The sequence below is a fragment of the Limimaricola soesokkakensis genome, from assembly GCF_900172345.1.
Lineage (GTDB): Bacteria > Pseudomonadota > Alphaproteobacteria > Rhodobacterales > Rhodobacteraceae > Limimaricola > Limimaricola soesokkakensis.
The window spans coordinates 1-25,003 of sequence record NZ_FWFY01000022.1; the positions used below are offsets into that span (position 1 = coordinate 1).

Annotated in this window: 28 protein-coding genes; 11 read left to right on the forward strand and 17 right to left on the reverse strand. The window is 68.6% G+C overall.

Annotation, left to right across the window (positions count from 1 at the left end; translation table 11 throughout):
- Positions 1-139: 139 nt before the first annotated feature.
- The 3 genes from LOS8367_RS17980 to LOS8367_RS17990 are packed head-to-tail and all read right to left on the reverse strand — an operon-like array spanning position 140 to position 3,214.
- The gene (locus LOS8367_RS17980) at positions 140-1,633 is read right to left on the reverse strand and encodes a PhnE/PtxC family ABC transporter permease (RefSeq protein WP_242665647.1); all 1,494 of its coding nucleotides are present in this window, start codon (positions 1,631-1,633) and stop codon (positions 140-142) included.
- A 19-nt stretch (positions 1,634-1,652) separates the two neighbouring features.
- Positions 1,653-2,333 (reverse strand): ATP-binding cassette domain-containing protein, encoded by a 681-nt coding sequence (locus tag LOS8367_RS17985; RefSeq protein ID WP_085897925.1) that lies wholly within the window; start codon positions 2,331-2,333, stop codon positions 1,653-1,655.
- The gene (locus tag LOS8367_RS17990) at positions 2,333-3,214 is read right to left on the reverse strand and encodes a putative selenate ABC transporter substrate-binding protein (RefSeq protein ID WP_085897926.1); all 882 of its coding nucleotides are present in this window, start codon (positions 3,212-3,214) and stop codon (positions 2,333-2,335) included. Before LOS8367_RS17990 ends, LOS8367_RS17985 begins: the two co-directional genes overlap by 1 nt.
- Before the next feature lie 137 nt (positions 3,215-3,351).
- On the opposite strand from LOS8367_RS17990, the gene LOS8367_RS17995 reads away from it, so the two are divergent.
- Positions 3,352-4,344: an aldo/keto reductase gene (locus LOS8367_RS17995; protein ID WP_106535142.1), complete on the forward strand. Its 993-nt coding sequence runs from the start codon at positions 3,352-3,354 to the stop codon at positions 4,342-4,344.
- Positions 4,345-4,401: 57 nt separating this feature from the next.
- Here the strand turns inward: LOS8367_RS17995 and LOS8367_RS18000 are convergent, their stop codons facing one another.
- From LOS8367_RS18000 to LOS8367_RS18015, 4 genes are all read right to left on the reverse strand, one after another.
- The gene (locus tag LOS8367_RS18000) at positions 4,402-5,085 is read right to left on the reverse strand and encodes a type 1 glutamine amidotransferase domain-containing protein (protein ID WP_085897928.1); all 684 of its coding nucleotides are present in this window, start codon (positions 5,083-5,085) and stop codon (positions 4,402-4,404) included.
- A gap of 36 nt (positions 5,086-5,121) precedes the next feature.
- Positions 5,122-6,150, reverse strand: coding sequence for an NADPH-dependent curcumin/dihydrocurcumin reductase (gene curA / locus LOS8367_RS18005; RefSeq protein WP_085897929.1), 1,029 nt, complete (start codon positions 6,148-6,150; stop codon positions 5,122-5,124).
- Positions 6,150-6,737, reverse strand: coding sequence for a TetR/AcrR family transcriptional regulator (locus tag LOS8367_RS18010; RefSeq protein WP_085897930.1), 588 nt, complete (start codon positions 6,735-6,737; stop codon positions 6,150-6,152). The genes curA and LOS8367_RS18010 overlap by 1 nt, the downstream gene beginning before the upstream one ends.
- Before the next feature lie 119 nt (positions 6,738-6,856).
- Positions 6,857-7,252 carry a VOC family protein gene (locus LOS8367_RS18015; protein WP_085897931.1) on the reverse strand — a complete coding sequence of 132 codons (396 nt, stop codon included), beginning with the start codon at positions 7,250-7,252 and terminating at the stop codon, positions 6,857-6,859.
- 215 nt (positions 7,253-7,467) lie between these two features.
- On the opposite strand from LOS8367_RS18015, the gene LOS8367_RS18020 reads away from it, so the two are divergent.
- Entirely contained in the window at positions 7,468-8,688 is a 1,221-nt protein-coding gene (locus tag LOS8367_RS18020) for an MFS transporter (protein ID WP_242665648.1), read from the forward strand.
- Positions 8,689-8,703: 15 nt separating this feature from the next.
- Here the strand turns inward: LOS8367_RS18020 and LOS8367_RS18025 are convergent, their stop codons facing one another.
- The 5 genes from LOS8367_RS18025 to motA all read right to left on the reverse strand — a co-directional run bounded on the left by LOS8367_RS18025 (position 8,704) and on the right by motA (position 12,659).
- A complete protein-coding gene (locus tag LOS8367_RS18025) occupies positions 8,704-9,939 on the reverse strand; it encodes a saccharopine dehydrogenase family protein (RefSeq protein WP_085897933.1) in 1,236 nt (411 codons plus the stop codon).
- 34 nt (positions 9,940-9,973) lie between these two features.
- Positions 9,974-11,071 (reverse strand): carboxynorspermidine decarboxylase, encoded by a 1,098-nt coding sequence (locus LOS8367_RS18030; RefSeq protein ID WP_207569295.1) that lies wholly within the window; start codon positions 11,069-11,071, stop codon positions 9,974-9,976.
- Positions 11,072-11,162: 91 nt separating this feature from the next.
- On the reverse strand, positions 11,163-11,585 hold the full coding sequence (locus LOS8367_RS18035; RefSeq protein WP_085897934.1) for a hypothetical protein: 423 nt from the start codon (positions 11,583-11,585) through the stop codon (positions 11,163-11,165).
- Positions 11,575-11,796, reverse strand: coding sequence for a hypothetical protein (locus LOS8367_RS18040; RefSeq protein WP_085897935.1), 222 nt, complete (start codon positions 11,794-11,796; stop codon positions 11,575-11,577). The genes LOS8367_RS18035 and LOS8367_RS18040 overlap by 11 nt, the downstream gene beginning before the upstream one ends.
- Entirely contained in the window at positions 11,793-12,659 is an 867-nt protein-coding gene (gene motA / locus LOS8367_RS18045) for a flagellar motor stator protein MotA (RefSeq protein ID WP_085897936.1), read from the reverse strand. The genes LOS8367_RS18040 and motA overlap by 4 nt, the downstream gene beginning before the upstream one ends.
- 129 nt (positions 12,660-12,788) lie before the next feature.
- Between motA and LOS8367_RS19345 the strand changes: the two genes are divergently transcribed.
- The 7 genes from LOS8367_RS19345 to LOS8367_RS18075 all read left to right on the forward strand — a co-directional run bounded on the left by LOS8367_RS19345 (position 12,789) and on the right by LOS8367_RS18075 (position 19,118).
- Positions 12,789-13,841 carry a hypothetical protein gene (locus LOS8367_RS19345; protein ID WP_106535141.1) on the forward strand — a complete coding sequence of 351 codons (1,053 nt, stop codon included), beginning with the start codon at positions 12,789-12,791 and terminating at the stop codon, positions 13,839-13,841.
- Positions 13,838-14,086: a MucR family transcriptional regulator gene (locus LOS8367_RS19350; protein ID WP_370737710.1), complete on the forward strand. Its 249-nt coding sequence runs from the start codon at positions 13,838-13,840 to the stop codon at positions 14,084-14,086. Before LOS8367_RS19345 ends, LOS8367_RS19350 begins: the two co-directional genes overlap by 4 nt.
- A 133-nt stretch (positions 14,087-14,219) precedes the next feature.
- Complete coding sequence (locus tag LOS8367_RS18055; protein ID WP_085897937.1) at positions 14,220-14,675, forward strand: Ros/MucR family transcriptional regulator; 456 nt, start codon at positions 14,220-14,222, stop codon at positions 14,673-14,675.
- Positions 14,676-14,782: 107 nt separating this feature from the next.
- On the forward strand, positions 14,783-15,766 hold the full coding sequence (locus tag LOS8367_RS18060; protein ID WP_085897938.1) for a flagellar motor protein MotB: 984 nt from the start codon (positions 14,783-14,785) through the stop codon (positions 15,764-15,766).
- Between the two features lie 226 nt (positions 15,767-15,992).
- A complete protein-coding gene (locus LOS8367_RS18915; protein WP_085897939.1) occupies positions 15,993-16,760 on the forward strand; it encodes a hypothetical protein in 768 nt (255 codons plus the stop codon).
- Positions 16,761-16,768: 8 nt separating this feature from the next.
- Entirely contained in the window at positions 16,769-18,433 is a 1,665-nt protein-coding gene (locus LOS8367_RS18070; RefSeq protein WP_085897940.1) for a flagellar hook-length control protein FliK, read from the forward strand.
- Between the two features lie 16 nt (positions 18,434-18,449).
- A complete protein-coding gene (locus tag LOS8367_RS18075) occupies positions 18,450-19,118 on the forward strand; it encodes a flagellar hook assembly protein FlgD (RefSeq protein WP_085897941.1) in 669 nt (222 codons plus the stop codon).
- Positions 19,119-19,171: 53 nt separating this feature from the next.
- On the opposite strand, the gene LOS8367_RS18080 is transcribed toward LOS8367_RS18075, so the two are convergent.
- From LOS8367_RS18080 to flgF, 5 genes are all read right to left on the reverse strand, one after another.
- Positions 19,172-19,786: a hypothetical protein gene (locus LOS8367_RS18080; protein ID WP_133056378.1), complete on the reverse strand. Its 615-nt coding sequence runs from the start codon at positions 19,784-19,786 to the stop codon at positions 19,172-19,174.
- Positions 19,787-19,857: 71 nt separating this feature from the next.
- A complete protein-coding gene (gene flgH, locus LOS8367_RS18085; RefSeq protein WP_085897943.1) occupies positions 19,858-20,634 on the reverse strand; it encodes a flagellar basal body L-ring protein FlgH in 777 nt (258 codons plus the stop codon).
- The gene (gene flgA / locus LOS8367_RS18090; RefSeq protein ID WP_085897944.1) at positions 20,631-21,287 is read right to left on the reverse strand and encodes a flagellar basal body P-ring formation chaperone FlgA; all 657 of its coding nucleotides are present in this window, start codon (positions 21,285-21,287) and stop codon (positions 20,631-20,633) included. The genes flgH and flgA overlap by 4 nt, the downstream gene beginning before the upstream one ends.
- Positions 21,287-22,072, reverse strand: a complete 786-nt coding sequence (flgG, locus tag LOS8367_RS18095; RefSeq protein WP_085897945.1) for a flagellar basal-body rod protein FlgG — start codon at positions 22,070-22,072, stop codon at positions 21,287-21,289. The genes flgA and flgG overlap by 1 nt, the downstream gene beginning before the upstream one ends.
- Positions 22,073-22,107: 35 nt before the next feature.
- A complete protein-coding gene (gene flgF, locus LOS8367_RS18100) occupies positions 22,108-22,854 on the reverse strand; it encodes a flagellar basal-body rod protein FlgF (protein ID WP_085897946.1) in 747 nt (248 codons plus the stop codon).
- A gap of 161 nt (positions 22,855-23,015) precedes the next feature.
- Between flgF and LOS8367_RS18105 the strand changes: the two genes are divergently transcribed.
- Complete coding sequence (locus tag LOS8367_RS18105) at positions 23,016-24,731, forward strand: hypothetical protein (RefSeq protein WP_085897947.1); 1,716 nt, start codon at positions 23,016-23,018, stop codon at positions 24,729-24,731.
- Between the two features lie 112 nt (positions 24,732-24,843).
- Positions 24,844-25,003 (forward strand): flagellar basal body protein (locus LOS8367_RS18110; protein WP_370737709.1); only part of this gene is annotated, 160 nt, incomplete at its 3' end.

The following is a 25,003-nucleotide window of genomic DNA, read 5'->3' on the forward strand; positions in this document are numbered from 1 at the left end:
TGAGCCCCCGCACCCCGACCAAGGGGCCCGGCGCGCGCCTTCACCGCGCCGGGCCCACCCGCCGGCCACTTTGTTCCACAAATACGCAAACCCCGCCGCCAGCCCCGATCCCGCCGCCAAGGACAAAAGCCGCAAGGGCTCAGGCAGCCTCCGCGGTCTCCGGCTCGGCCCGGCGCATGCCCGGCGCAGAGAGCCGCATCCGCGACCTGATCCAGCCAGAGAACGCGTCGATCCCGAGCGTCAGCAGCGCCGAGACCACGAGGAGCATCACCGCGCGATCGGTGCGCAACTCCTGCACGGCCGCATCGACGTAGAAGCCGAGCGTCGCGATCCCCAGAAGGCCCAGGATGGCGCTGTCCCGGACGATGATCTCCCAGCGATAAAGGCATAGCGCGAAGAAGTTGCCCGACATGCGCGGCAGCAGCTCCCAAGCGGCCAGCCGCAGCCCGCGCGGTGCATCGGGCCTGAGGCGCGCGGTGAGGGCATCACCCTGCCGCCCCATCAGATGCGCGATGATCGCGCCGTTGTGCAGGCCAAGCGCGAGGATCGCGGGGATCATCGAAGGGCCGGTCACCTGCAAGATCAGGAAGGCCAGCATGTAGTCGGGGATCGACCGCGACAGCACCAGCGACAGGTGTCCCAGCAGCGCACCGGCTCGCCCGGCCACACGGCGCACGATCAGCGGGAAGCCCGCCACGGCCACCGCCGCGGCCAGAGCCAGCGCCAGTTGCGACAGGACCAGCGTGGCGGCCACCCCAGGCAGCGCCTGTTCGCCCAGCAACCGGGACAGCCAAGGCCAGAGGCTCGCCCAATCGCCCATGCGGAGCGGGGCTGGCACAGCATCGGAGAGAAAGCGCAGGAGCGCACCATCGCCCATCGGTGGCGCCGGGTGGCGCGCCAGAAGCCATGCGCCCGCGACGAGCCAGAGCGGCGCCAGCCGCAGCCGCATCCAGTAGCGGATCGGCAGGATCAGCGCGAGGTAGACGGCGAGCGCCGCCGCCGCCGCGCCGTACTGCGCCTGCCGGAAATCGGTTTCGAGCAGGTAGCCCAGCGTCGGCAGGCCCACGAAGCCGAGCACCGCCGAGGAGCGCAGCCCGCATTCGAGCCGGTAGAGCGTGTAGGCGCCAAGCTCTGACAGCGCCAGCGGCAGCCGGCTCCATAGCAGCCGCGACAGCGGCGGCGTGCGGCGCGGCAGCGCGCGGGTGGCGGCGGGATCGGCCTCGGCGAGATATTCGGCAAAGACCTTGGCGAAGATGCCGGCATAGGGCAGGGCGATGGCCAGCACGCCGGTGAGCGGACCGAGACCGGTGATGCCCAGCAGCAGGAGCGCCCAGAACAGCTCGTGCACCGAGCGGATCAAGATGCAGAATCCCCGCAGCGGCGCGAAGCCGTAGCCGAGGCAGAGAACGAAGCCGGCCAACGCCCCGGCGAAGACGCCGCAGACCGCGAAGGCGACGGTAAGGGCCGCCGCGTAGGCCAGCGCGGCGGGGTTGCCGAAATCGGGCGCGGCGAGACCGGCGCCGATCCGGCGCAGCGTCAGCCACGGGTCGGGCCGGGCGAGATCGAGATCGGCAAAGATCAGGGCGATCAGCGTCGCGATGCCGAAACCTGCCAGCACCTGGCCGGCCCGCAATCGACGGTTCGGTTTCGGTTCAGGCCGCGTAAAGCGCATGGAGCTCGGACGGGGTAAGGTCGCGCGTCGGCCGGTCGAGCGTGACATGGCCGCCGCGGATGCCGATGATCCGGGTGCCGATGGCGAGCGCACGCTCGGGGTCGTGCAGCGCCAGCACCATGGTCGGGAAGCGCTGCGCGAGCGCGTCGAGCAGGTCGCCGGACTGGCGCGGATCGACCGCCGAGACCGGCTCGTCGGCGATCAGCGCGTCACCGCCGCGCATCAGCGCGCGGGCCAGCGCGGTGCGCTGCCGCTGCCCGCCCGACAGCGCCGCGACGCGGCGCCGTTCGAGCCCCGCGAGGCCGACCCGTTCCACGAAGGGGGCGACACGGGCGCGCTCGCGGGCAGGGGGATGCAGCAGCACCCGCAGCCCGTAGGCGGCCGAGTGATCGTCGAGCCCGCCCATCCAGACGTTGTGAAACACCGAGAGCTGCGGCACCAGCCCGGGGTCCTGCGGCACCAGGGCGAGGCGGGGCGCCGGGCGCGCCGCCTCGAGCTTGAGGCGGATCGCGTTCAGCAGGGTGCTCTTGCCGGAGCCCGAGCGCCCGAGGAGCACAAGCCGCTCGCCGCGCGCCAGCGACAGGTTCAGCCCCTCGAGCACGGCCGCCCCGTCCCATGAGAGCGTCTCGCCCTCGAAGCGCAGGAGCGGCGCGGCGGTCATCAGTCGATCAGGTCGAGCTGCTGGGCGGTGTCCTCGATCGCGTCGTAAAGCGCGTCCTCGGCGGCGATGAAGCCGGTTCTGGGGAAGCTGTCGAGGAGCGCGGGATCGTCGATGGCGATGATCGCCTCCTGCACGCGCTCGGCGAAACCGTCGCCCCAGCGCTCGTCCACGTCGCCGCGAATGGTCCAGTTGTAGTCGGGATAGGGCGGGGTGCGCCAGATCACCTTGGCGGTCTCCACCTCGGGGGCGCCCTCCGTGACCGCCTGCTCGTAGACGGTGTAGTTCAGCGCGCCGACGTCATAAGCGCCGGAGGCCACCAGCCGCAGCGTCTGGCCGTGATCGCCCGAGAAGCCGACATCGGAGAAGAAGTCGCGCGGGTCCTCGCCGGTGATCCGGCGCAGGTGGAATTCGGGCATCAGGCGTCCCGAGGTCGAGCCCTGCGAGCCGAAGGTGAAGCTCAGCCCCTCGAGGCCTTCGGGAAAGCTGCCATCTTCGGGTTCGGTCAGCGGGGTGCCGGTGTTGGCGATGAAATAGGTGACGAAGCTCTGATCCTCGGCGCCCTGCGCGATGGCATGGCTGCCGGGCACCAGCCGCCGTGCCTGCACGCCCGACAGGCCGCCGAACCAGGCGAGCTGGATCTGGTCGTTGCGAAAGGCGGTGACGGAGGCGGCGTAGTCCTTGACCGGGACGTATTCGACCGGCACGCCGAGCGTGGCCTCGAGATAGTCGGCGACCTTGCCGAACCGCTCCTGAAGCTTGGTCTCGTCATTGTCGGGGATGGCCGAGAAGTAGAGCGTCGGCACGTCCTGGGCCGCGGCGGGGAGCGTGGCGAGGAGGGCGAGGGCCGCGGCAAAGGCCCGGCGGGTCGTGGTCAGGGGCATGGCTGGTCTCCGTGTGGATCGCAGCCCTTCTAGGCGAAGATGCGCGCGAGGCAAGCGCCGAGCGGGCTGGGCGCTGCGTCGTGGCGGTCTAGTATCGAGACAAGCGCGGCCGCGCCGCCATAAGGGGAGACGACAAGATGAGCATGGCGAGCAGGGTTTTCGGACGTACCGGCATCCCGGTGAGCGAGATCGGCTTCGGCGCATGGGCGATCGGCGGCACATGGGGCGAGGTGAGCGAGGCCGACGCCAAAGCGGCGCTGCACGCGGCGCTCGATGCGGGCGTCGACTTCATCGACACGGCGGATGTCTATGGCGACGGCCGGTCCGAGCGGATCATCGGCGAAGTGATCGCCGCGCGGGGCGGCGAGAGGCCCTTCGTGGCGACCAAGCTCGGCCGCAGGCTCGATCCGCATCTGGCCGAAGGCTACACGGCGCAGGCGATGGAGGGCTTCGTCGATCGCAGCCTGAAAAATCTCGGCACCGACACGCTCGACCTCGTGCAACTGCATTGTCCGCCCACGGAGGTCTATTACAGGCCCGAAGTGTTCGGGGCGCTCGACGATTTGGTGTCGCGCGGCAAGATCCGCCGCTACGGCGTCTCGGTCGAGAAGGTCGAGGAGGGGCTGAAGGCGATCGAGTACGACAACGTCGATTCGGTTCAGATCATCTACAACATGTTCCGCCAGCGCCCGGCTGAGCTGTTCCTGCCGGAGGCAAGGAGGCGCCACAAGGCGGTGATCGCGCGGGTGCCGCTGGCCTCGGGACTGCTGACGGGCAAGATGCTGCCCGATACGGATTTCGCACCCGACGATCATCGCCATTTCAACCGCGACGGCGCGGCCTTCGACAGGGGCGAGACCTTTGCGGGCGTGCCCTATGATGTGGCGCTGGAGGCGGTCGAGGCGCTGCGGCTGCTGCTTCCGGCCGAGGCGGTGATGGCGCAGGTGGCGCTGCGCTGGATCCTGATGCAGGAGGCGGTGACGGTGGTGATCCCCGGCGCCAAGACGCCCGAGCAGGCCAACTCCAACGCCGCCGCCAGCGGGTTGCCGGTGCTGCCCGAGGATCTAATGGCAGGGGTGCGCGAGATCTACGAGACGCGCATCCGGCCGCATGTGCATCACCGCTGGTGATGCGAAAAGGCCCGCCCGCATTCAGCGGACGGGCCTTCGTTCGAGACTGGCCGGGGATCAGGCCTCGATCAGTGCCAGCAGCTTCTTCGCGGCCTCTTCCGAAGACGCCGGGTTCTGGCCGGTGACGAGCTTGCCATCGACCAGCACGTAGGGGGCCCAATCCTCGCCCTTGGAGTACTCCGCGCCCTTTTCCTTGAGCATGTCTTCGAGCAGGAAGGGCACGACGTCGGTCAGGCCCACGCCCTCTTCCTCGCCATTGGTGAAGCCGGTGACGCGGCGGCCCTTTACCAGCGGCTCTCCGGCTTCGGTCTGGGTATGCCGGAACACGGCCGGGGCGTGGCAGACGGCGCCGAGCGGGCGGTCGCCGTTCACGAAGGTCTCGATGATGCGGCGGCTGTCGGCGTTCTCGGCGAGATCCCACATCGGACCATGGCCGCCGGGATAGAACACGGCGTCGTATTGCGTGGGATAGATCTCGTCGAGCCGCTCGGTGTTGGCGAGCAGCTCCTGCGCCTCCGCGTCCTCTTTGAACCGGCGGGTCGCGTCGGTCTGGAAATCCTCCGTGTCGCTCTTGGGGTCGAGCGGCGGCTGGCCGCCCTGCGGCGAGGCCAGCGTGATCTCGGCACCCGCGTCCTTGAAGACATAGTAGGGGGCCGCGAACTCTTCGAGCCAGAAGCCGGTCTTTTCGCCGGTATCGCCGAGGCGGTCATGCGAAGTGAGGATCATCAGGATCTTGGTCATGGGGTCTTTCCTTTGAATTCCGGGCGCGGTGCCTGTTCAGGCGACGCGGATCACGCGCTTGCCGAAGGCTTCGCCACGCAGCAGCCCAACGAAAGCCTGCGGCGCCTGTTCCAGACCCTCGATCATCTCCTCGCGGTAGGCGATCTTCCCATCCGCGACCCACTGGCCCATTTCCTTGGCGAACTCGGGGTAGAGATGGCCGAAATCGTCGAAGATGATGAAGCCACGCATGGTGATCCGCTTGCGCAGCATCTGCCCCATGAGCCAGTTCATCCGGTCCGGGCCCTCGGGCAGCGCGGTGGCGTTGTATTGCGAGATCAGGCCGCAAAGCGGGATGCGCGCGGCGGTGTTGAGCCGCGGCAGAACCGCGTCGAACACTGCGCCGCCGACGTTTTCCCAATAGACGTCGATGCCGTCCGGCGTCTCGCGCGCGAGGTCCTGGGCAAAGCTCTCGGCCTTGTAGTCGACGCAGGCGTCGAAGCCCAATGTCTCGACCGCGTGGCGGCACTTTTCGGGTCCGCCCGCGATGCCCACGGCACGAAGGCCCTGCAGCTTGGCGATCTGGCCGACGGTCGATCCGACGGGCCCGGTCGCGCCGCCAACAACAAGCGTCTCGCCCGGCTTCGGCTTGCCGATCTCGCGCAACCCCGCCCAGGCGGTGAAGCCCGGCATGCCCAGCACGCCCAGCGCCCAAGAGGGGTTGGCCATCTCTGCTGGCAGCTTGTTGAGGCCGGTGCCATCCGAGACGGCGTAGTCCTGCCAGCCGGAGAAACTCACCACCCGGTCGCCCTCGGCGAAGTTCGGGTTGTTGGACTTGGCCACCCGCGCCACCGTGCCGCCGACCATCGGCTGGCCGATTTCCACCGGAGCCGCGTAAGAGGGCGCGTCGCTCATCCGGCCGCGCATGTAGGGGTCCAGCGACAGGAACTCGGTCGCCAGCAGCACCTCGCCCTGTTTCGGCTCGGGCACCGGGGCGGTCTCGAGCCGCAGCGTGTTCTCGTTCGGCTCGCCCTTGGGGCGTTCGGCGAGAACCCAGCGGCGGTTGGTATCGGGGGATTGGGGCATCAAGCGTGTCCTTTGTTGTCGAGAAGCGCCGCCGTGGCGGTCATGGCGCCGTCATAGGGGATGGTGTCGCGCGACAGCGCGCCCATCAGGCTCGCGCCGAGCCAGATCTGATAGAGCGTGGTGGCGAGCATCTGCGGATCGGAGTGCGCGGGCAGCGAGCCGTCATCGGCCCCCTCGCGGATCACCGCCGCGAGACGGGCAATAATGGCCGAAACGCCACGATCCAGCACATCCCGCATGCCGGGCGACAGCTCGGCCACCTCGGCCGAGAGCTTCACCACGAGGCAGCGCGCCTCATAGGCCTCGCCCGACTGGCGCGCGCGCCAGCCCTCGAAATAGGCCATGAGCCGCGCCCGGGCATCCATGTCCGGCGAGCCGAGGGTTGCCGACAGCTCCTCGGCATAGCCCTCGACGAAGCTGTCGAGCAGGGCGCAGCCGAAGGCCTCTTTCGACTTGAAGAAGTGGTAGAAGCTGCCCTTGGGTACGCCTGCCTCGCGCAGAAGCTCGGAGAGCCCGACGCCGGTATAGCCACGCTGCGCCACAAGGGCGCGTCCGGTGGCGAGGATGTGCTGTCGCGTATCGTTCATGCCCGGCAGATGGGCATGATTAGACCGGTCGTCTAGTGACGCAGGTCCGATGCGTCGAATGACTTTGCGTCAGCGGCGCGTGGTGCCGGGGCGGCGCAGGGGCCGCCCCGGGGCCGGGGTCACTGGTTCGCGAAGCGACCCTTGCGGGCCAGCACCTCGATCTCGTAGCCATCGGGGTCTGCCACGAAGAAGAACCGCGCGACGGTCTCGCCATCGGGCGCGAAATCCTTGATGTCGCGCGGCTGATGGCCAGCCTCGGCGAGCCGAATGTGCAGCGCTTCCAGATCGTCCTCGAGGAAGGCGAGGTGACCGTAACCGTTGCCGAGATCGTAGGTCTTGTCGCCCTTGTTCACGGTCAACTCCAGCTCGAAGCCGCTTTCGGGGTTGCTGAGGTAGATCAACGAGAAGCTCTCGAAATCGAGCCGCTCGGTAATCTCGAGGCCGAACATCTCGTAGAAGGCCAGCGAGCGGGCCTCGTCGCGAACGCGGATCATGGAGTGGATCATCTTGGGCATGGGGCGTCCTTTCCTCGAATGGGTCGCTGGCCGAATGCCCAAACCGGGCCTTGGGGTCCAGCCCCCCTCTCGACACGCGCACCGCGCCGGGGGAGTGTCGGGGCAATGACGAGGGACGGCATGACGAAACGACACGAAAGCCGCGGCAGCTACGGAATGAAAGCGGCCATTTCGTTCGGCAGGGGCGGATGCCGAGGCAATTTCCGGGGGATCGCGTGACCGCCGATCAGGCACCGGGGCGCTGGCGCGCGTTGGCGCTGATCTGTGCCGGCGTGGTCTGCGCGATGACGAGCTGGTTCTCGGCGACGGCGATCCTGCCGGATCTGGTGCGCGATTGGGGGATCGGCCCCGGCGCTCAGGCGTGGCTCACCAACGCGGTGCAACTAGGCTTCGTGGCAGGCGCGGTGGGGGCGAGCCTCGTCAACCTGCCCGACATCGTGGCGTTGCCGCGGCTGATGGCGATCTCGGCACTGGTCGCGGCGCTCGCCAATGCGGTGCTGCTTCTGGAGCCGGGGGCCGGGGCGGCGATCGCGGCGCGCGCGCTCACCGGGGCGGCGCTGGCGGGGGTCTATCCGCCGGCGATCAAGCTGATGGCCACGTGGTTCATGCGCGGGCGCGGGCTGGCGCTCGGATTCCTGATCGGGGCGCTGACGCTCGGCTCCTCGATGCCGCATCTGCTGCGCGCATTGACCGAAGGGCTCGACTGGCGCGCCGTTGTGATCGGCACGACGGCGGCCACCGGCCTTGCCGCCGCGCTGTTCGGGCTGGGGCTGGCCGAGGGGCCGCATGGCTTCGGCCGCGCCACCTTCGATCCGCGCCAGAGCCTCGCTGCTTTGCGCAACCGCGGCGTGATGCTCGCCAATCTCGGCTATTTCGGCCACATGTGGGAGCTCTATGCCATGTGGGCGTGGTTCCTCGCCTTCGCCACGGCGGCAGAGACGGAATTATTGCCGTTTCCAACAGGTTCCGCGTCGATGCTCACCTTCCTTGTGGTGGCGTCGGGGGGCTTGGGCTGCGTGCTCGCAGGGGCGCTGTCGGACCGGATCGGCCGCTGTGCAACCACGGCGCTGATCATGGGGCTCTCGGGGGCCTCTGCGCTTGTGATCGGCTTCGCCTTCGACGGGCCGGGCTGGCTCCTGGCGCTGGTGGCGCTGGTCTGGGGGGTGACGATCGTGGCCGACAGCGCCCAGTTCTCGGCCGCCGTGACCGAGCTGGCCGAGCCGCGCTTCGTCGGCACCGCCGTGACGCTGCAACTCGGGATCGGCTTCGCGCTGACGGTGCTGGCGATCCAGATCATGCCATGGGTGGCCGGGGCCATGGGCGGCTGGCGCTGGGCATTCCTGGTACTGGTGCCGGGGCCGGTGATCGGGACGGCCGCGATGCTGTGGCTGCGCCGCCTGCCGGAAGCGGCGCAGCTTGCGGGCGGGCGGCGCTAGCGCCGCCCGGACCGGTCAGTAGAGCTTCTCGTCCGTGCCATCCTTGCGCACCCAGGTGCCGAGACCGATCTGGCCCAGAACCTTGAGGAACGGCTTGGGGTCCATTTCCTCGACATTGCGCATCTCGCGCGCGTCCCACTCGCCGGTGGCGATCAGCATCGCGGCGGCGACGGGCGGCACGCCCGCAGTGTAGGAGATGCCTTGGCTGCCCACTTCCTCGTAGGCCTCCTTGTGGTCGGCCACGTTGTAGACGAAGACCTCGACCTCTTCGCCACCCTTTGTGCCCTTCACCAGATCGCCGATGCAGGTCTTGCCGGTGTAGTCGGGCGCGAGGCTCGACGGATCGGGCAGGCAGGCCTTCACCACCTTGAGCGGCACGACTTCCTGCCCCTCGGCCAGCTTCACCGGCTGCTCGGACAGGAGGCCGATGTTCTTCAACACGGTGAAGACGTTGATGTAATGCTCGCCGAACCCCATCCAGAACCGCACATCGGCATGGGGGTAGTTGGTCGCGAGCGAATGCACCTCGTCATGGCCCGACATGTAGGCGCGCTGGGTGCCGACGACGGGCAGGTCCCAGTCGCGGCCCACTTCGAACATCTCGTTCTCCTGCCACGCCCCGTCCTGCCAGGAATAGACCGTGCCGGTGAACTCGCGGAAGTTGATCTCCGGGTCGAAATTGGTCGCGAAGTACTTGCCGTGGGAGCCGGCGTTGATGTCGACGATGTCGATGGACTTCACCTCGTCCATGTACTCGTCGATGGCGAAACGGGCATAGGCGTTGACTACGCCCGGATCGAAGCCTGCGCCGAGGATCGCGGTGACGCCCTTCTCGGCGCAGCGCTCCTTCCGCTTCCACTCGTAATTGCCGTACCAAGGCGGCGTCTCGCAGATCTTGTCGGGCTCTTCGTGGATCGCGGTGTCGATATAGGCGACGCCGGTCTCGATGCAGGCCTCGAGCACATGCATGTTCACGAAGGCCGAGGCGACGTTGATGACGATCTGTGCGCCGGTCTGCTCGATCAGCGCGGCCACCGCCTTGCTGTCGGTCGCGTCCACGGCATGGGCCGCGAGGGCGCCGTCGGTCTTGTGAGCCCCCTTTTCACGGACGCTGGCGAGGATCGCCTCGCATTTCGCCTTCGTGCGCGAGGCGATGTGGATGTCTCCGAGCAGGTCGGCGTTCTGCGCGCATTTATGCGCCACGACCTGGGCGACGCCACCGGCGCCGATGATGAGGACGTTCTTCTTCAAGACCCTCGAGCCTCCTTTCGTGTTATGCCGCGCCTCAGGACAGGGCGGCTTCGAAGTCACCATAGCCGAATTCGCGCACGGACCTAACCGTGCCGTCGAGTTCGCGCACCGCGATGGCGGGCATGCGCACGCCGTTGAACCAGTTCTTCTTGACCATCGTGTAACCCGCCGCATCGCGGATCGAGACGCGGTCGCCGGGCTTGAGCGGCTCCTCGAAGCGGAATTCACCGAAGATATCGCCTGCCAGGCAGGAGTTGCCGCAGACCATCCACTCGTGCGCGCCGGTGTTCGGGGCGACCTTTGCGCTCTCGCGGTAGATCAGCAGGTCGAGCATATGCGCCTCGATCGAGCTGTCGACGATGGCGAGGTTCTTGCCGTTGTCGAGCGTGTCGAGCACCGTCAACTCCAGCGTGGTGGAGTTGGTGATCGCCGCCTCGCCGGGCTCCAGATAGACTTGCACGCCGTGGGTTTCGGAGAACCGCTTGAGCCGCTCGGCCAGCTTTTCCAGCGGGTAGCCCTCGCCGGTGAAGTGAATGCCGCCGCCGAGGCTGATCCACTCCATGCGGCCGATGAGGTGACCGAAGCGCTCCTCGATATGGCCGAGCATCCCGTCGAAGCGGTCGAAATCGGCGTTCTCACAGTTGTTGTGGAACATGAAGCCCGAGACCCGGTCGCAGACGGCCTCGATCCGCTCGGGGTCGTGCTCGCCCAGCCGCGAGAAGGGGCGGGCCGGGTCGGCGATGTCGAAGCTCGACGAGCTGATGCCGGGGTTCACCCGCAGGCCGCGCACGTGATCGCGGGCCGCCGCGCCGAACCGCTCCAGCTGCCCGATCGTGTTGAAGATGATCTTGTCGGAATTGGCGAGCACGTCCGGAATGTCGGCCTCGTCCCAGGCCACCGAATAGGCATGGGTCTCGCCCGGAAAATGCGTGCGTCCCAGCTTCACCTCGAAGGGCGACGAGGAAGTGGTGCCGTCCATGTATTCGCTCATCAGGTCGAAGACCGACCACGAGGCGAAACATTTCAGCGCCAGCAGCGACTTGGCCCCCGACAGTTCGCGCAGGCGGGCGATCTTCTCGAGGTTCGGCAGCAGCGCCTGCTTGTCGATCAGGTAGTAGGGGGTACGCAACATCTCGGGGCTCCCTCGCGTGTCGGGCCACGTGCGGGTGGCGCGAGGGGCATATAGACATGCGCCGCGGCAGGCTCAACAGGAGCCGTAGGGTTCAGCTCTCGCGGCCCCAGCGCAGCAGCACCATCTCGTCGGTCTCCGCGGCCTCGCGTGCGGCGCGGTCCCGGGCGGCGCGCAGCTTCGCGCGGGCGGCCACCGTGGCGACCGTCTTCATCTCGCGAAATCCCTCGCGCATCGCCGCCTCAAGCGCCTCGGCCTGCGGCTCCAGCGCCGCGCGCGCCCGGTCGAGCGCGCCGATCTGCGCGCGGGCGTCGCGGATGTAGTCCCCGACATAGGGGGCGGTCTCGATGCTGGTGATGCGACCGTCGCGGGCCAGCGCCTGGGCCGTTTCGGCGCTCTGGCGTTCCAGCTCGGCCATCCGGTCGCGCAGGGCGCCGAGCTCCACCGCGCGGGCCTCGATCTCGACCCGGTGCAGCCGCTCGATCAGCCCCAGCGCCCGGTCGCGCCTACTGGCCACCGCGCGCGGCCTCCAGCGCCACCAGCGCCTCGCGCATCCGCGCCAGAATCTCGGGCGGAAAGGCGTTGACCTGCTCGGGCGGCTCCAAGGGGTAGGGGGTTGGCACAAGGCCCGTGGCGGCATCGGCCGGGGTCTCTTCTTCCGGCTCGGCCGATCCTGCCGCGATGGCGGGACCGGCCAGCAGGGCGGCGATGAGAGCCAGCCGGATCATGCCGCCGGGAGCTCCTTCTGCGCGGCCTCGACGCGGTAGAAGTCGGGCTGCTTGGAGGTGGGGATGTTGCCGCGGCCGATCTCGACGCAGATGTTCGGCGGGTGGTTGGCGACCATGGCGACGAAGATGTCGCGGATGATCATGTAGAAAGCGCCGTCCTCGTCCTCGATCTGCTTCAGCCGGTTGGAGACAGGCTGCACCATGCAATAGGCGAGGAACACGCCGAGAAAGGTGCCCACGAGCGCGCCGCCGATCATCTTGCCCAGCACCTCGGGCGGCTGGTCGATCGAGGACATGGTCTTGATCACGCCCAGAACGGCGGCGACGATGCCGATCGCGGGCAGGCCGTCGGCCATGGTCTGGATCGCGCCGGCCGCGCCCAGAGCCTCGTGGTGGTGCTTCTTGATCTTGCGGTTGATGACGTCCTCGGTCTGGTACTTGTCGTCGAACTGCATCGCCAGCATCCGGAAGCTGTCGGTGATCAGCTCGGTCGCGAAGTGGTCCTTGAGGATATTCGGGTAGCGCTGGAAGATCGGGCTGTCCTTTGGGGTCTCGATATGCTCGTCGAGCGCGAGGATGCCCTTCTGCTTGTAGAGCCGCGCCAGCTCGTACATCAGGTTCAGGAGCGCCTCGTAGTCGGAGGCCTTCCATTTCGGCCCCTTGAGTACCTTGATCAGGCCGCTGAACGAGCTCTTGATGACGGTCATCGAGTTGGCGATCACGAAGGCGCCGAGCGCCGCGCCGCCGATCATCATGCCCTCGTAGGGAAGGGCGTAGAGCACGATGTCCATCTTGCCGCCCGAAAGCATGAATCCGCCGAAGACCAGTCCGAAAACCATGCCAAGTCCGAGGATTAGGGTCATCGCAGCTCTCCGAAACCTTGCGCCCGCGACACAGCATCGCGTGTTTCCGCTTAAATCGGATAAGGATAATTGACACCAATTCAAGCATAAACAAGGATAGTTCCCAAGATTGCCGCAGTGGTGTTTGAAATGAGCAGCGTCGAGACACTTGCCTATTTCCTCGAAGAGGACAGCCTTCGCGGCGTGATGCGCGACTGGCCCGAAGGCATGCAGCTGATGGTGCGGCTCGACGGCGCGGGGCGCTGCGAATTGATGGTGCATCACCGCGACGAAGCGGGGCGCGTGCTCGAAGTTCTGCGTGAAAGCCTCGGCGAGGCGGCGGAGACGCTGGCCGTGGTGCCGCCGGTCGAGGGATTTGCCACGCGGCGGGTGCGGTTTTCGGAGGAGCAGCAGCTTCTGGCGCTCGCCGCATCGACCGATGGGCTGAGCGAGAGCGCGCAGGATTACGCGATCAACTACCGTTTCGCGCGCGAGGAGGGGCTCGACCCCGAGGCGGTGATCGGACGCGACGCGCGCCGTTTCGCCGAGGAAATCGAGAGCGACCTGCCGCAGGTGAGCGAGCGTCGCAGCGCCCGGCGTGCGCCGCAGCCCGAGCCCGAGCCGCGGCTGTTCCCCGAGGGGTTCGAGGCCGCCGACGATCCGGCGCGGCGCGAATGCGCACTGGTTTCGGCGCATCTGCACGGGCAGGGCGCGCGGGTGCGGCTGACGCTCGAGCCGGAGGCGGCGCAGGGCAACGAGATGCCGGTGACCGTGGGCAATGTCGGCCACAGCGTCGATTTCGGCTGCTTCGTGCTGCCGCGCGGGGCGCTGGCGGACTGGCAGCCCGGAGCACCCTTGGTGATCGACATGCCGCAAGAGCAGTTCCCCGAGGCCTGGGCCGCCCGGTTCCGCCGCCAGACGCACAACGCGCAGGTGTCGATCACCGCGGGCGGGATCTTCGTGCGGCCGCTGCTGCCGGCTCTGGCCGCGCCCCCCGAGGCGCCGATGGTGCAGGTCGAGGAGGGCTGGAGTCTTGGCCGGCCGCTGCGCGCGGCGCTGGTGCTGGCCGGCATGGTGCTGGTCGGCGGTTCGCTGATGGTGAGTTGGAGCCCCTTCTCGGTCTCGGAGGAGGTGGCGGGTGCTCTACAACCGGCGCGGGCCGGGCTGGCGGCTCTGGCCGGCGTATCCGAGGCGGCGCGGTGAGTCCCGCGCCTGAGCGCGGCGAGCGAAGCCCCGCTGTGCCGATCGAGGCCAGCGTGACACCCGATTACATCATCTGTCTCGAAACCGGGCGCAAGCTGGTGCTCTTGCGCCGGCACCTGCGCGAAATCCTGCACTTGACCCCCGAGGAGTACCGCTCGCGCTGGGGTTTGCCGCCCGAATACCCGATGGCGGCGCCGAACTATCGGTGTCGGCGACATACCGCCAAGAATGGAGGGAGTCGTTGATTATTCTTGAGGCACGTGCAAGGATAGAGAAAGACCCGTCGAAGAATTCGACTTGCTGCATTTCGGCGGACCGACCTGCGACCACTGTCGGGCAGAGCCGAGCGGCGCGCGCTCCCTGAAAGAGAGGGTGGAAATGACCAGATCGAATTCGAAAACCGAGCTTCTGAGCGCCATTGTGGCCTCCTATGCGGCGCGGCCGGATGTGGGATCGGACGATATCGTGGCCCTCGTTGCGAAGCTGAGCCATGAGCTGGGCCTCGATGAGGATGCCAATGGCGATGGCGGCCGGCACGAAGCCTCGCCCGCAGGGTCCGGCACCTTGACCCCGGCCATCCCGGTGTCGCGGGCGGTGACCCAGGACAAGGTGTTCTGCCTGTGCTGCGGTAAGGGGTTCAAGATGCTCAAGCGGCATCTCGGCGCCGAGCATGGCATGACCGAGGCCGAGTACCGCGCCGCCTTCGGCCTGCCCGAGGAGATGCCGCTGGTCGCGCCGAGCTATTCCGAGCGCAAGGCGAATTACGCCCGCAAGGTCGGCTTTGGCCGTTACAGCCGCGACGCGCAACGCCAGAGCGGCGAGTCCGTCGGCTGAGCGACGTCGGCCCCATCGTTTCCCCATATCAGGAATAGCCACGCGGCGCGCCACTGGCGCCGCGTCATCGCAACGCGTGCCACGGGCCGCGGGCAGGAGAACAGCGCATGGCCGCCGGTCAGACCATCATCATCAAGAAAGTCGAGGACGACGGCCATCATGACCACCATGGCGGTGGCTGGAAGGTGGCCTATGCCGACTTCATGACGGCGATGATGGCGTTCTTCCTGCTGCTGTGGATTCTGGCCGCCAGCGAAGAAGAGACGCTGGAAGGGCTGGCGGAATATTTCACGCCATCGCTGTCGGCGGTCAATGACGGCGGCGCGGCGGGGCTTTTGAGCGGCCAGATCGTCGAGATGGCGGGCGACGTGGCGGCCTCGGACGGGGTGCCGCCGAACGATGCGCCGGAGATGCCGGATTTCGGCACAGAAAGCCCGCTCGAGGTGTTCGACAGCCGGCTGCGCGACAAGGCGCCGGAGGTGGTGGTCGAATACCTGCCCGCCGAGGCCGCGCCGCCCAGCGCAGAAGAGATCGAGACGCGGCAGATGGCGCAGGCCGCCGCCGAGATGCAGGAACGGGTGGAGCGCCGCGACGCGGAGCTCGACGCCATCGAGGCCGAGATCGCAGAGCGGATCGCGGCGACACCGGCGTTGTCGGATATCGGCGACAATCTGCGGCTCGACCGGACGCCCGAGGGGTTGCTCGTGCAGATTCTCGACGAGGAGGAGCGCCCGATGTTCGCCACCGGGTCGGCCCGGATCGTGCCGCAGACACAGGCCCTGATCGAGATTGTGAGCGAGACGATCGGCGACATGCCCCAGCCGCTGGCGATCACCGGCCACACGGATTCGCTGCCCTTTGCGCGTCAGGATGGCTATGGCAACTGGGAGTTGTCCTCCGACCGCGCCAACGCCACGCGCCGGGCGCTCATCGACAGCGGCTTTCCGGCCGAGCGGATCAGCCGGGTCACCGGTCTCGCCGACACGATCCCGCTCTATGCGGATCGGCCCGAAGCCCCGCAAAACAGGCGGATCGGGCTGCTGCTCGAATACCCGGAGCCCGGCATCGCCGCCGTGGGCCGGCCCCGCTGAGCGCGAGTCCTCCGCGCCACATGGCTGCGGCATAAAGATCACGATCATGGCGCTCAGGGGGCAGTAACGAAATGGGTGCCCCAATTCGGCCTCAATTTGCTATCAATCTGAACATGCCCCGAAAGGCAGCGCGGACAGGCCCGCGTCGGGGTGACAAAAGCGTCGAACGAACCGCAAAGCGGCGTTTGGCGGGGCAATTACCAGACCTGGACAACAGGGCGGATCGATGCAGAGCAGTGACCTTCTCGAAGCCATCTGGCGGGGCGATATCGCCTGCGCGGGCGACAGTGACACCGAGGCCCGTTTCGGCCTCATTCTCGATGCGATGCTGCCGATGCGGCGCGTGGCCCTGCAGCGGGGCGACGGGCTTGGCGGGCAGGTGATGTCCGAGCAGGCCGAGCTGATGCCGGCGCTCGCGCTCGGCGACGTCATCGAGGAAGAGCTGGAGCTCGTCGCGCCCTACGGCGCGCTGGTGGTGATCCTTGATCGGGCCGCGCTGCGGCCGGGCGCGGGCGATGCCGCGCGCTCGCAGCTCGCTGGCCGGCTGGTCGGCGAGCTGCTGGTCGACGCGGTGCAGCGCGGCGTGTTCCCGGTCGAGCAGGAGACCGACGCGCTCTACCTGCTGGCGCAGGCCTATGACGCCTTCGCGGCCAGCCCGCGGATGCAGCGCCTCGGCCTCGTGGCGGCGCCGTTCCGGGCCGGGCTCGCGGCGGTGCTGGCCAGCTTCTGGACCGGTGGCGCGGTGCGGGGTTCGGAGCCCGACATGTTGCTCGGCGGGCCGCTCTTCCTGGCCAGCCCGCGGTTGCGCGACTATCTCGGCGCGCTTGATGCGAGCTTCAGCGCGCCCGCCATCGAACTGGCGGTGCCGGACCTGATCGGTTTCGCGCATGGCGCCCGCAGCCATGATGACTGGCTGCGCGCGATCGGCACCCGCATCGGCGCCGTGCTGGGCCGCACGACGGCGGCGCAGGATCAAGCCGCGGGCGATAGCTGACGACCTCTATGGCCATGTTCCCAACCCCCCTGACGCAGAACGCAGCCTCTTCGGGGACGGCGCATGGCGCGGCGATGCGAGGTGGCACGGCGGGCGATCCCGCCGCCTTCGAGGCGATGCTCGCGTCGAGCCGCGACACGGGCGCGCCATCGCGTCCGGCCGCACCGCCTCCGGCGCAGCCATATGAGCGGTTGTTCGAGGCGGCGGCGAAGCTGATGGAGAAGGGGACGGCATCGCTTGACGAGGCGGGCGAGGACCCCGTCGCACGCGCGGCCAGCCTCTCCGAGACGGATGCAGCGCTGCGCGACCTGCTCGCGGATTTCGACGCGGCGCATGGCACCGACATCTCGGCACGCCTCAACGATCTCCCGGGCGCCGAAGATATGACCGCTGCCCCCGACGAAACGATCGCCGGGCTGGCTGGTATCCTGTCTGAGTTGTCCGGCAAACCCATGGGTGATCTCGCAGCGACTTTGCCCGCATGGTCGGCCGTCCCGGCCGCCACGTCCGGAGCCGATGGGTGGAGCCGGGTCACGGGCGCTGCCGCGGCACAGGCGTCAGGCCGGTCCGCCGCGCCAGGTCCATCCACACCAGAACCGGTATCGCCGCTCGGCGAAGCGGGTCACGTCTCCCTACGCCCCTCCAATGCGACCTTGGCCGACGATACGCGAATGGGACCGCTAACTGCTTCGGCAGGCGCGGAAACCGCGATGCCGCTACAAATGCGGATCGGAGCCACGCCGGGCGGGCAAATCGCCATGCCATCGACCCAGACAGCAAGCATGGGGCAGATGACGCTCCCCGGGGAGCAACTGCCCGCGCAGGCTGGCCAAGCCGCGATACAGTCAGCTCAGGCGGCAGCTATTGCGCCCCTCGCCAATGGGCAGCCGACCATGCCCGCCGCACCTTCTCGGCAGGCGGTTTTGGCGACCGGGCCCGCCCCGGCGCGCGGCATTCCCGGCCTGCGCTTGGCAGCGCAGGGCGACCAGGTCGCGGCGGCCTCAGACGCCACCGAAGTGGCAGGGCGCGATGCCGAACCCATGGTGACCGTCGAGGCCGCAACACTGACGCGGCGGGGCTTCGCGGCCCTGCTCGGCGAGGCCCTGGCGCAGCAGTCGGGGATCGGGCCGGAAGCGGCCGAGCCGACACTTCGCGAACCGGTGACCGTTGAGGCGGCGCAGTCGGCCCCCAGAACGCTGGATGCCGGTGTTACGTCGCGCGCCCCGCTGGAGCCTCAGGCTCCACCGCCGCCGGCAGCACCGCAGCTGGCGAGCGGCTTCTCGCGCGCCGTCGCGAGCCAGATCCGGAATGCCACCCTGAACGACGGCGTGACGCGAATCTCGCTGACGCCCGGCGGGATCGGCGAGATCGAGATCGACCTCACTCAGGAGGACGGCCAGCTTCGCGTCGTGATCCGCGCCGAGAACCAGGGCGTCCTGCAGGCACTGCGCGGCGACCGCGAAGGTCTTGTCGCGTTGTTGGGCAATGAGGGGGCCGGTTTCGACGAGAGCCAGCTCAGCTTTGAATCCTTCGATCGCGGGAACGGTGGAGATCGCGGCGATGGCCGCCCGACGGCCGTTCCGGCGATCGAGAACGATGCCGAGACCGACCCCGTCACGGGTCCCGCCACGCCTTCCGGAGGCGGCGCAGGCCGCCTCGACATGTTGACCTGAATTTCCGGAGCCCGCCATGGAAACGCTGTCCCCGATCAATGCCGCGAGCGCGAGCGCGTCCTCGAAGGCCACGACCTCGCGCGAGAAGCTCAACACCGACTACCAGAGCTTCCTGACGCTGCTGATCGCGCAGGTTTCGAACCAAGACCCGCTGGAGCCGATGGATTCCACTGCCTTCGTGTCGCAACTCGCGCAGCTGACGCAGGTCGAGCAGTCGATCACCACGAACGAGACGCTGGAGCGGATCGAGATCCAGCTCGGCGATAGCGGCACCCGCAGCGACATCATGCTGCTCGGGCGCGAGGTTCTGGCGCCGAGCGACCTGATCACCCTGCGCGACGGCGAGGCGCGGTTCTCCTATCAGCTCAGCGGCGAGGCCACGCAGGTCTCCGCCCGCATCCTCGGCGAGGACGGGACCGAGCTGCGCCGGATCGACGGTTTGCCCGCCGGCAACGGGGTGCGGCACGAGGTGGTCTGGGATGGGCGCGATCCGGATGGGCTGCCGGTGCCTGCCGGCACCTTCCAGGTCGAGATCGTCGCGCTCGATGCCGAGGACGAGTCGGTGTTTCACACCACCTATGCCAGCGGCCAGGTCGAGCGCGTGGCCTTCCGCGATGGCTGGCCGATCCTCGAGCTCGACACCGGGGCGGAAATCTCTCCCGACAGCCTGATCAGCGTTCAGTAATTCTTCGGATCGGGTTTTCCCGAGCGACCCTCAGGGCCGTTCGGGGAGCGGTCTCAATGCGTGACCTGAGCCGTGGCAGGCAGGGTTTCGGCGCGCGGGATGTCCTGCCGCGCCACGTCCTGCTTGAACATGTTGGGGAACAGCACCTCTTCGACCGGCATGCCGATCGCCTTGAGATCGGCCAGCACGCGCTTCGACAGCGCCTCGGTGTCGATCGCGGGCCCCGCCATGGCGGGCGTCGTGGCCGCCTCGGTGAGGGACGCCAAGACCGCGTCGCGCATCCTCAGCATGGTCTCGGGGGTCTCCTCGACCTTTGCCACCAGCGCCGCCTCGGGCATCGCCAGCGCGATGTCGGCGACCACATAGGTGATGCTGCGCGGCTTCAGCACCGGCACGGTCAGCCGCCCGATCTCCAGGAGCGGCTTGGCCTCGGCCTCGGGCTCCGCATGATCGGCCTTTGAGGTCTCCTCCGCATGGGCGCTCGCCTCCGGATCGACGGGGGCGGGCGGGATGCCCAGCGCCTCGTGATCGCCGGGGCGGCCGGGCGCGGCATCGGTGAGCGTCGTCGGCTCGGCCGAGGCTACGAGGGTCTCGGTGGGGACGAGGAACATCCCCGCGCCGTAGCCGCCCACGAGGCAGGCCAGCGGCACGGAGATCATTAGGATCATGGATTTCATCGGACCATCGCGTGCGTTGCGTTCGGTCCCTTGTCGCCCGGTATCGTGGCGGTGGTTGCGCCTCAGTAGGGCAAGATGATGTCCATTGCATCCTCGCCATAGCCGCGCTCCTGGGTGCGCGACAGCTGGCCGCGCCCGCCATAGGTGATGCGCGCCTCGGCGATCTTCTCGTAAGGAATGGTATTGTCCATCTGGATGTCCTCGGGCCGAATGATCCCCGCCACCCGGAGCTCGCGCAGCTCCTGGTTCACCTTGACCTCCTGCCGCCCGGCGATGACGAGGTTGCCGTTGGGCAGCATCTGCACCACCAGCGCCGCCACCTTCAGCTCGATCGATTCGTTGCGGGTGATCGAGCCCGAGCCCGACACGTCGGTGGTCGAGCCGATATCGACGATGTCGCCCTGCGGCAGGTCCTCGGGGCCGACGCCCGGGAGGATCTTGTCGATCTGGGTGCCGTAGCCGAACAGCGTCGGGAAGGCGATCGTGCTCTGGCCGTCGCGCGAGCGCTGCCCGGCGTTCCGGAGCTGCGCGCGGTCGTCGATGCGGATGTCGACGGTGAGGATGTCGCCCACCTGGCTCGCCCGCTGGTCGGCGAAGAAGCCGCCCGAGCCGCCGCGCTCCCACAGCGAGGCCGCCTCGGCGCGCTGGTAGACGCGCGGGGGCGCCGGGGGTGGCATCGGCACAGAAACCGAGGCCGCCTCGGGCACGGTGAGCGGGTTCACGGCGATCGCAGTGGTCTGCGGATCGCGGTCGAAGCGGTCGCGTACCCCGCCGCAGCCGGAGACGAGCGCCGCCCCCAGCAACAGGACGGGCAGGGGACGCAGATGGGTGCGGCTCAACGGGAGACCTCCACGATGCCCTCGGCGGCGGCGATGCCGGTGAGGGTGGTGTTGCTTGACGTGTTGACGATACGGACTTCCTGTCCGCGATGCGCGTCCGAGAGCGCCCGGCCGGGCGCCTTGAGCCGCAGCGCGCCGTCGGTGAAGCTGATGCTGACCTCGTCGCCGCGTTCGATCACCAGCGGCTGCATCACCGACTGCACCATCACCGGGCGGCCCTCGGGCAGCATCCGGCGCACCTGCATGCCGATCACGCCATCGGGGTCGATCACTGCATAGGGGCCGAGCCGGGCCTGCGGCAGCCGCATCTCGGTCAGATCGCCTGCGGACACGATGTCGCCGGGCATCAACCGGCGGTTGGGTACCGGCAGCGGGATCATCACCGAGGCGAGGCCGCTGACCCGGTGCAGCCCGCCGACATCGTCGATGGCATTGGCGACGAAGCGCCCGGAGGCCGGGTCCATCCAGAACTCGGCGATCAGCGCCGCCTCGCTCGGCGGGCTGCCGGCAAAGCCGATCTCGAACTCGGCCCGCTCGGGAAGCTGCGGCCCGAGATGGTCGCGCGCGCGCTCCTCCACCAGCACCGGCAAGGGCGCGGCGGCGGCGGCCAGAGGTGCCGCAAGCGCGAAGAGGAGAAGGGCGGCGCGGCGCATCACTTGATCTGGTTGGCGGCGGTCATCATCTCGTTGGCGGTCTCCAGCGACTTGGAGTTCATCTCGTAGGCCCGCTGCGCCGAGATCAGGTCGGTGATCTGCTGGATGATGTTGACGTTCGAGTTCTCGAGATAGCCCTGCCGCAGGATGCCCAGACCGGCATCGCCCGGATTGGCGGGAACCGCGTCGCCCGAAGCGGTGGTCGCCTGCAGCAGGTTGCCGCCGAGTTGCCGCATCCCCGCCTCGTTGGTGAAGGTCGCCATGGTGATCTGGCCCAGCTCCACCGGGACCGGGTCTTCGCCGACGAAGGCCATGACCACGCCCTGCTCGGAGATCTCCACCTGTGTGGTGTTCTCCGGCACGACGATGCCGGGATCGAGCTCGTAGCCCTGCATGGTGACGAGCTGGCCTTCGGCCGAGAGCTGGAACGCCCCGTCGCGGGTATAGGCCTGACCGCCATCGGGCAGGTTCACCGTGAAGAAGCCGCGCCCGTCGATCGCGAGGTCGAGCTGGTTCTCGGTCGCCATCAGCCCGCCCTGGGTGTTGAGCCGCACCGTGCCCGCGGTCTCGACGCCAAAGCCGATATCGATGCCCGTCGGGCGCATCGTGCCGGCCTCGGAGGTGAGCGCGCCCTCGCGCCGGACCGTCTCGTAGATCAGGTCCTGGAACGCCGCCCGGCTCGACTTGAAGCCGGTGGTGTTGGCGTTGGCGATGTTGTTCGAGATGACGTCCACATTGGTCTGCTGCGCGAGCATGCCGGTGGCGGCGATTCCGAGGGCTTTCATGGTCGGGCTCCTGTGTCGGGTCCGTGAAAAGGGGGTCAGGCCGTCTTGCCGATGCGGCGCAGCATGTCGCGCATCAGGTCGTCCTCGCTGTTCACCAGCTTGAGCGCGCGCTCATAGGCCTGCTGGATCGCCATCAGCCGGGTCATCTCGACCACCGGCTGCACGTTGCTGGCCTCGACCGCACCCTGGACGACGCGGGTGGCGTCGGTGGCGGGGCGGGCGGTGTCGCCGGCTTCGGGGGGCACGAACATGCCCGCCCCGATCCGTTCATAGGCCTGCAGATCGGGCAGGTCGAACAGGCCGACGCGGCCGATCACGCCGTTGGCCAGAGAAGAGATCGTGCCGTCCTGCGAAATCGTGACATCGCCGCCGAGATCGGGGGGCAGGGCGATCGGCGCACCGCCCGGATCGAGCACCTTGGCGCCCGACAGCGTCACCAGCGCGCCGTTCGGGTCGAGCGCGAAGCGGCCGTCGCGGCCATAGGCGGTGCGACCGTCGGTCTCGTAGGCGAACCAGCCATCTCCTTGCAGCGCCAGGTCGAGCGGGTTGCCGGTCTGGCTCATCGCGCCCTGGTTCGGGTCCATGTAAGAGCCCTGGTCGATCAGGAAATCGGTTTCGCGGGTCTCTTCGGTACCGGTCTCGCGCAGAATGTAGCTGTCGAAGACCACGCGCTCGCCCTTGAAACCGGCGGTGTTGGCGTTCGCGATGTTGTTGGCGGTCACGTCGAGCGCGTTGCGCATCGCCGTCGCGAGGGACAGCGAAACATAGGTGCTGTTGTCCATCCCGGCCTGTCTCCCGATTCCCACGATTCCCGGTGCTTGCGCCCCGTAACTCGGACTGTTGTTGCGCCGTTCAGGAATTCGATCAAGGATAGTGCCTATCAATTCATGGGGTCGTGGCGGATTTGCCAAGTTTACTGAGCATATGTCTGGGGCTGTCCCTGATGGGACATGCCGCCGCGGCCGATCCGGTGCCGCGGGGGGCAAGCTCTGTCGACTATGTCGATCGCCGGGCCGCGCTGGTCGCGGGGCTGGCCGAGGCGGAGACCGCCGGAGCCCATGCCGACCTGCTGCTCGACCTCGCCGCGCTCTCGGTGAGCCATGCGCTTGCACCCGAGGCATTGTCCTTCCTGTCGGGCCTACCCGATGATGAGGGCAATGCGGCCCTCGATCCGGCCCGTGCGGCGCGGCGCGACCGGATCGCGCTCGCTGCTTGGGGGGTGTCTGGCGCCGCCACACCGGCGCCTCTGCCCGCGCGGTCGCAGATCGAGGCCGCGGATCACTGGTCGCAGCGGCCGCTATGGCGAGCGCTGTCCCATGCACGCGAGGGCGACGTGGCGGCCGCGGCCGAGGATCTGCCGCTGGCGGAGGAGGTGCTCGGCGCGCTGCCGCCGGCCCTCGCCGCAGCGCTGCTGCCCGAATTGCTGGAGACCGCGATCGAGGCCGGGCTTTGGGATGCCGCCCACGCGCTGGCGCAGCGCTTCGACAGCCATCCGGAGCTGCGCGGCGGCAGCGCCTACAGGTTCCTTCTGGGCCGCGCGGCGCAGGCCGGGGGCAACCCGGTCATGGCCTTCGACAGCTACGCGATGGCCGCCGGTGGCAGCGATGTCTGGGCGCAGCGGGCACGGCTGGCGCTGATCGATCTGGGGCGCGCCACCGACACGCTGGCGCCCGAGGACGCGGCCCAGCTCCTGCGCCAGAGCTGGCGCTCCTGGCGTGGCGACGCGCTGGAGGTGGCCACGCTGGAGCGGCTGGCCGAGGTCGAATATGGCAGGGGCGACACCGAAGCCGCGATTGCGGCGCTGACCGAGGTGCTGCGCCGTCACCCGCAGAGCGACGCGGCCCGCAATTCCGGCGACCGGCTCGACGAGATGGTCGAGGATCTCTACGCGCAAGGCGCATCCGGCGAGCTGCCGATCGCCGAATTCGTGGCGGCGCATCGGCGGCTTTCGCCCGAACTGGTGTTCCGCCCGGGCTTCGCGGCGCAGGCGGAACTCTTGGCCGAGAGGCTGTACGAGATCGGCGCCACCGACGCGGCGGCGCGCGAATACGCCGCGATCCGCGACCAGCTCGCGGTGATGCGCGACCTCGGGCTCGAGGAGGTACCGCCCGCCCGGTTCGACGCTCTGCGGCTGGCGCAGGCCGAGGCGCTGCTGCGCGGCGGCCAGACCGAGGCGGCGGCGCTGGCGCTGGGGACCGCCCCGGCCTCGGTGCCGGAGCTGCGTGATCGCCTGGCGCTGCTGCGCGCGCGGCTCTCGAGCGCCGAGGGCGACGGGGCGGCGGTGATCGCCACGCGGATGGAGATCCCCTCGGAAGGCTACCTGCGGCTTCGCGCGGCGGCGCTGTTCGAGCGCGGCGAATGGGCGGCGGCGCGCGATGCCTATGCCAGCTTGTGGCGCGATCTGGGCCCTGCGCTCGGCACGTCGGAGGCAATTCGCCTGCTGCTCGCGGCGCATCGCGCCGGCGATGCGGAATTGGTGGCGGAACTGCTGGAGCGGCTGCCCGATCTCGCGGCCAGCCCGGAGCTTGCGGCAGTGGCTCGCTCGCTCGCGCCGGTCGCGCCGCTGTCGCTGCCGATCGGTCAAAAATCCGCCACGGATCGGATGCAGGGTGCGGATGCAGCCCTGCGCCGTCTCGAAACCATCGCGGGGGATGGCTGATGACCATCACCGCCCATTCCCGGCCCCGGCCGGAGCAACGACCGGACCCGGACCGATGCGTCCGCGGCGGCAACAGTAAGGAAGGACAGGCAGGATGAGCATTTCCTACGCGATGCAGACCGGCGTGAGCGGATTGCGGGCCAACTCCACGGCGGTGGGCCGGATCTCGGAGAACATCGCCAACGCCAACACCGACGGCTACCGGCGCAGCTTCGTGCAGATGGTCACCACCAGCACGCTGAGCGACAATGCCGGCATCTCGCCCTCGGGCG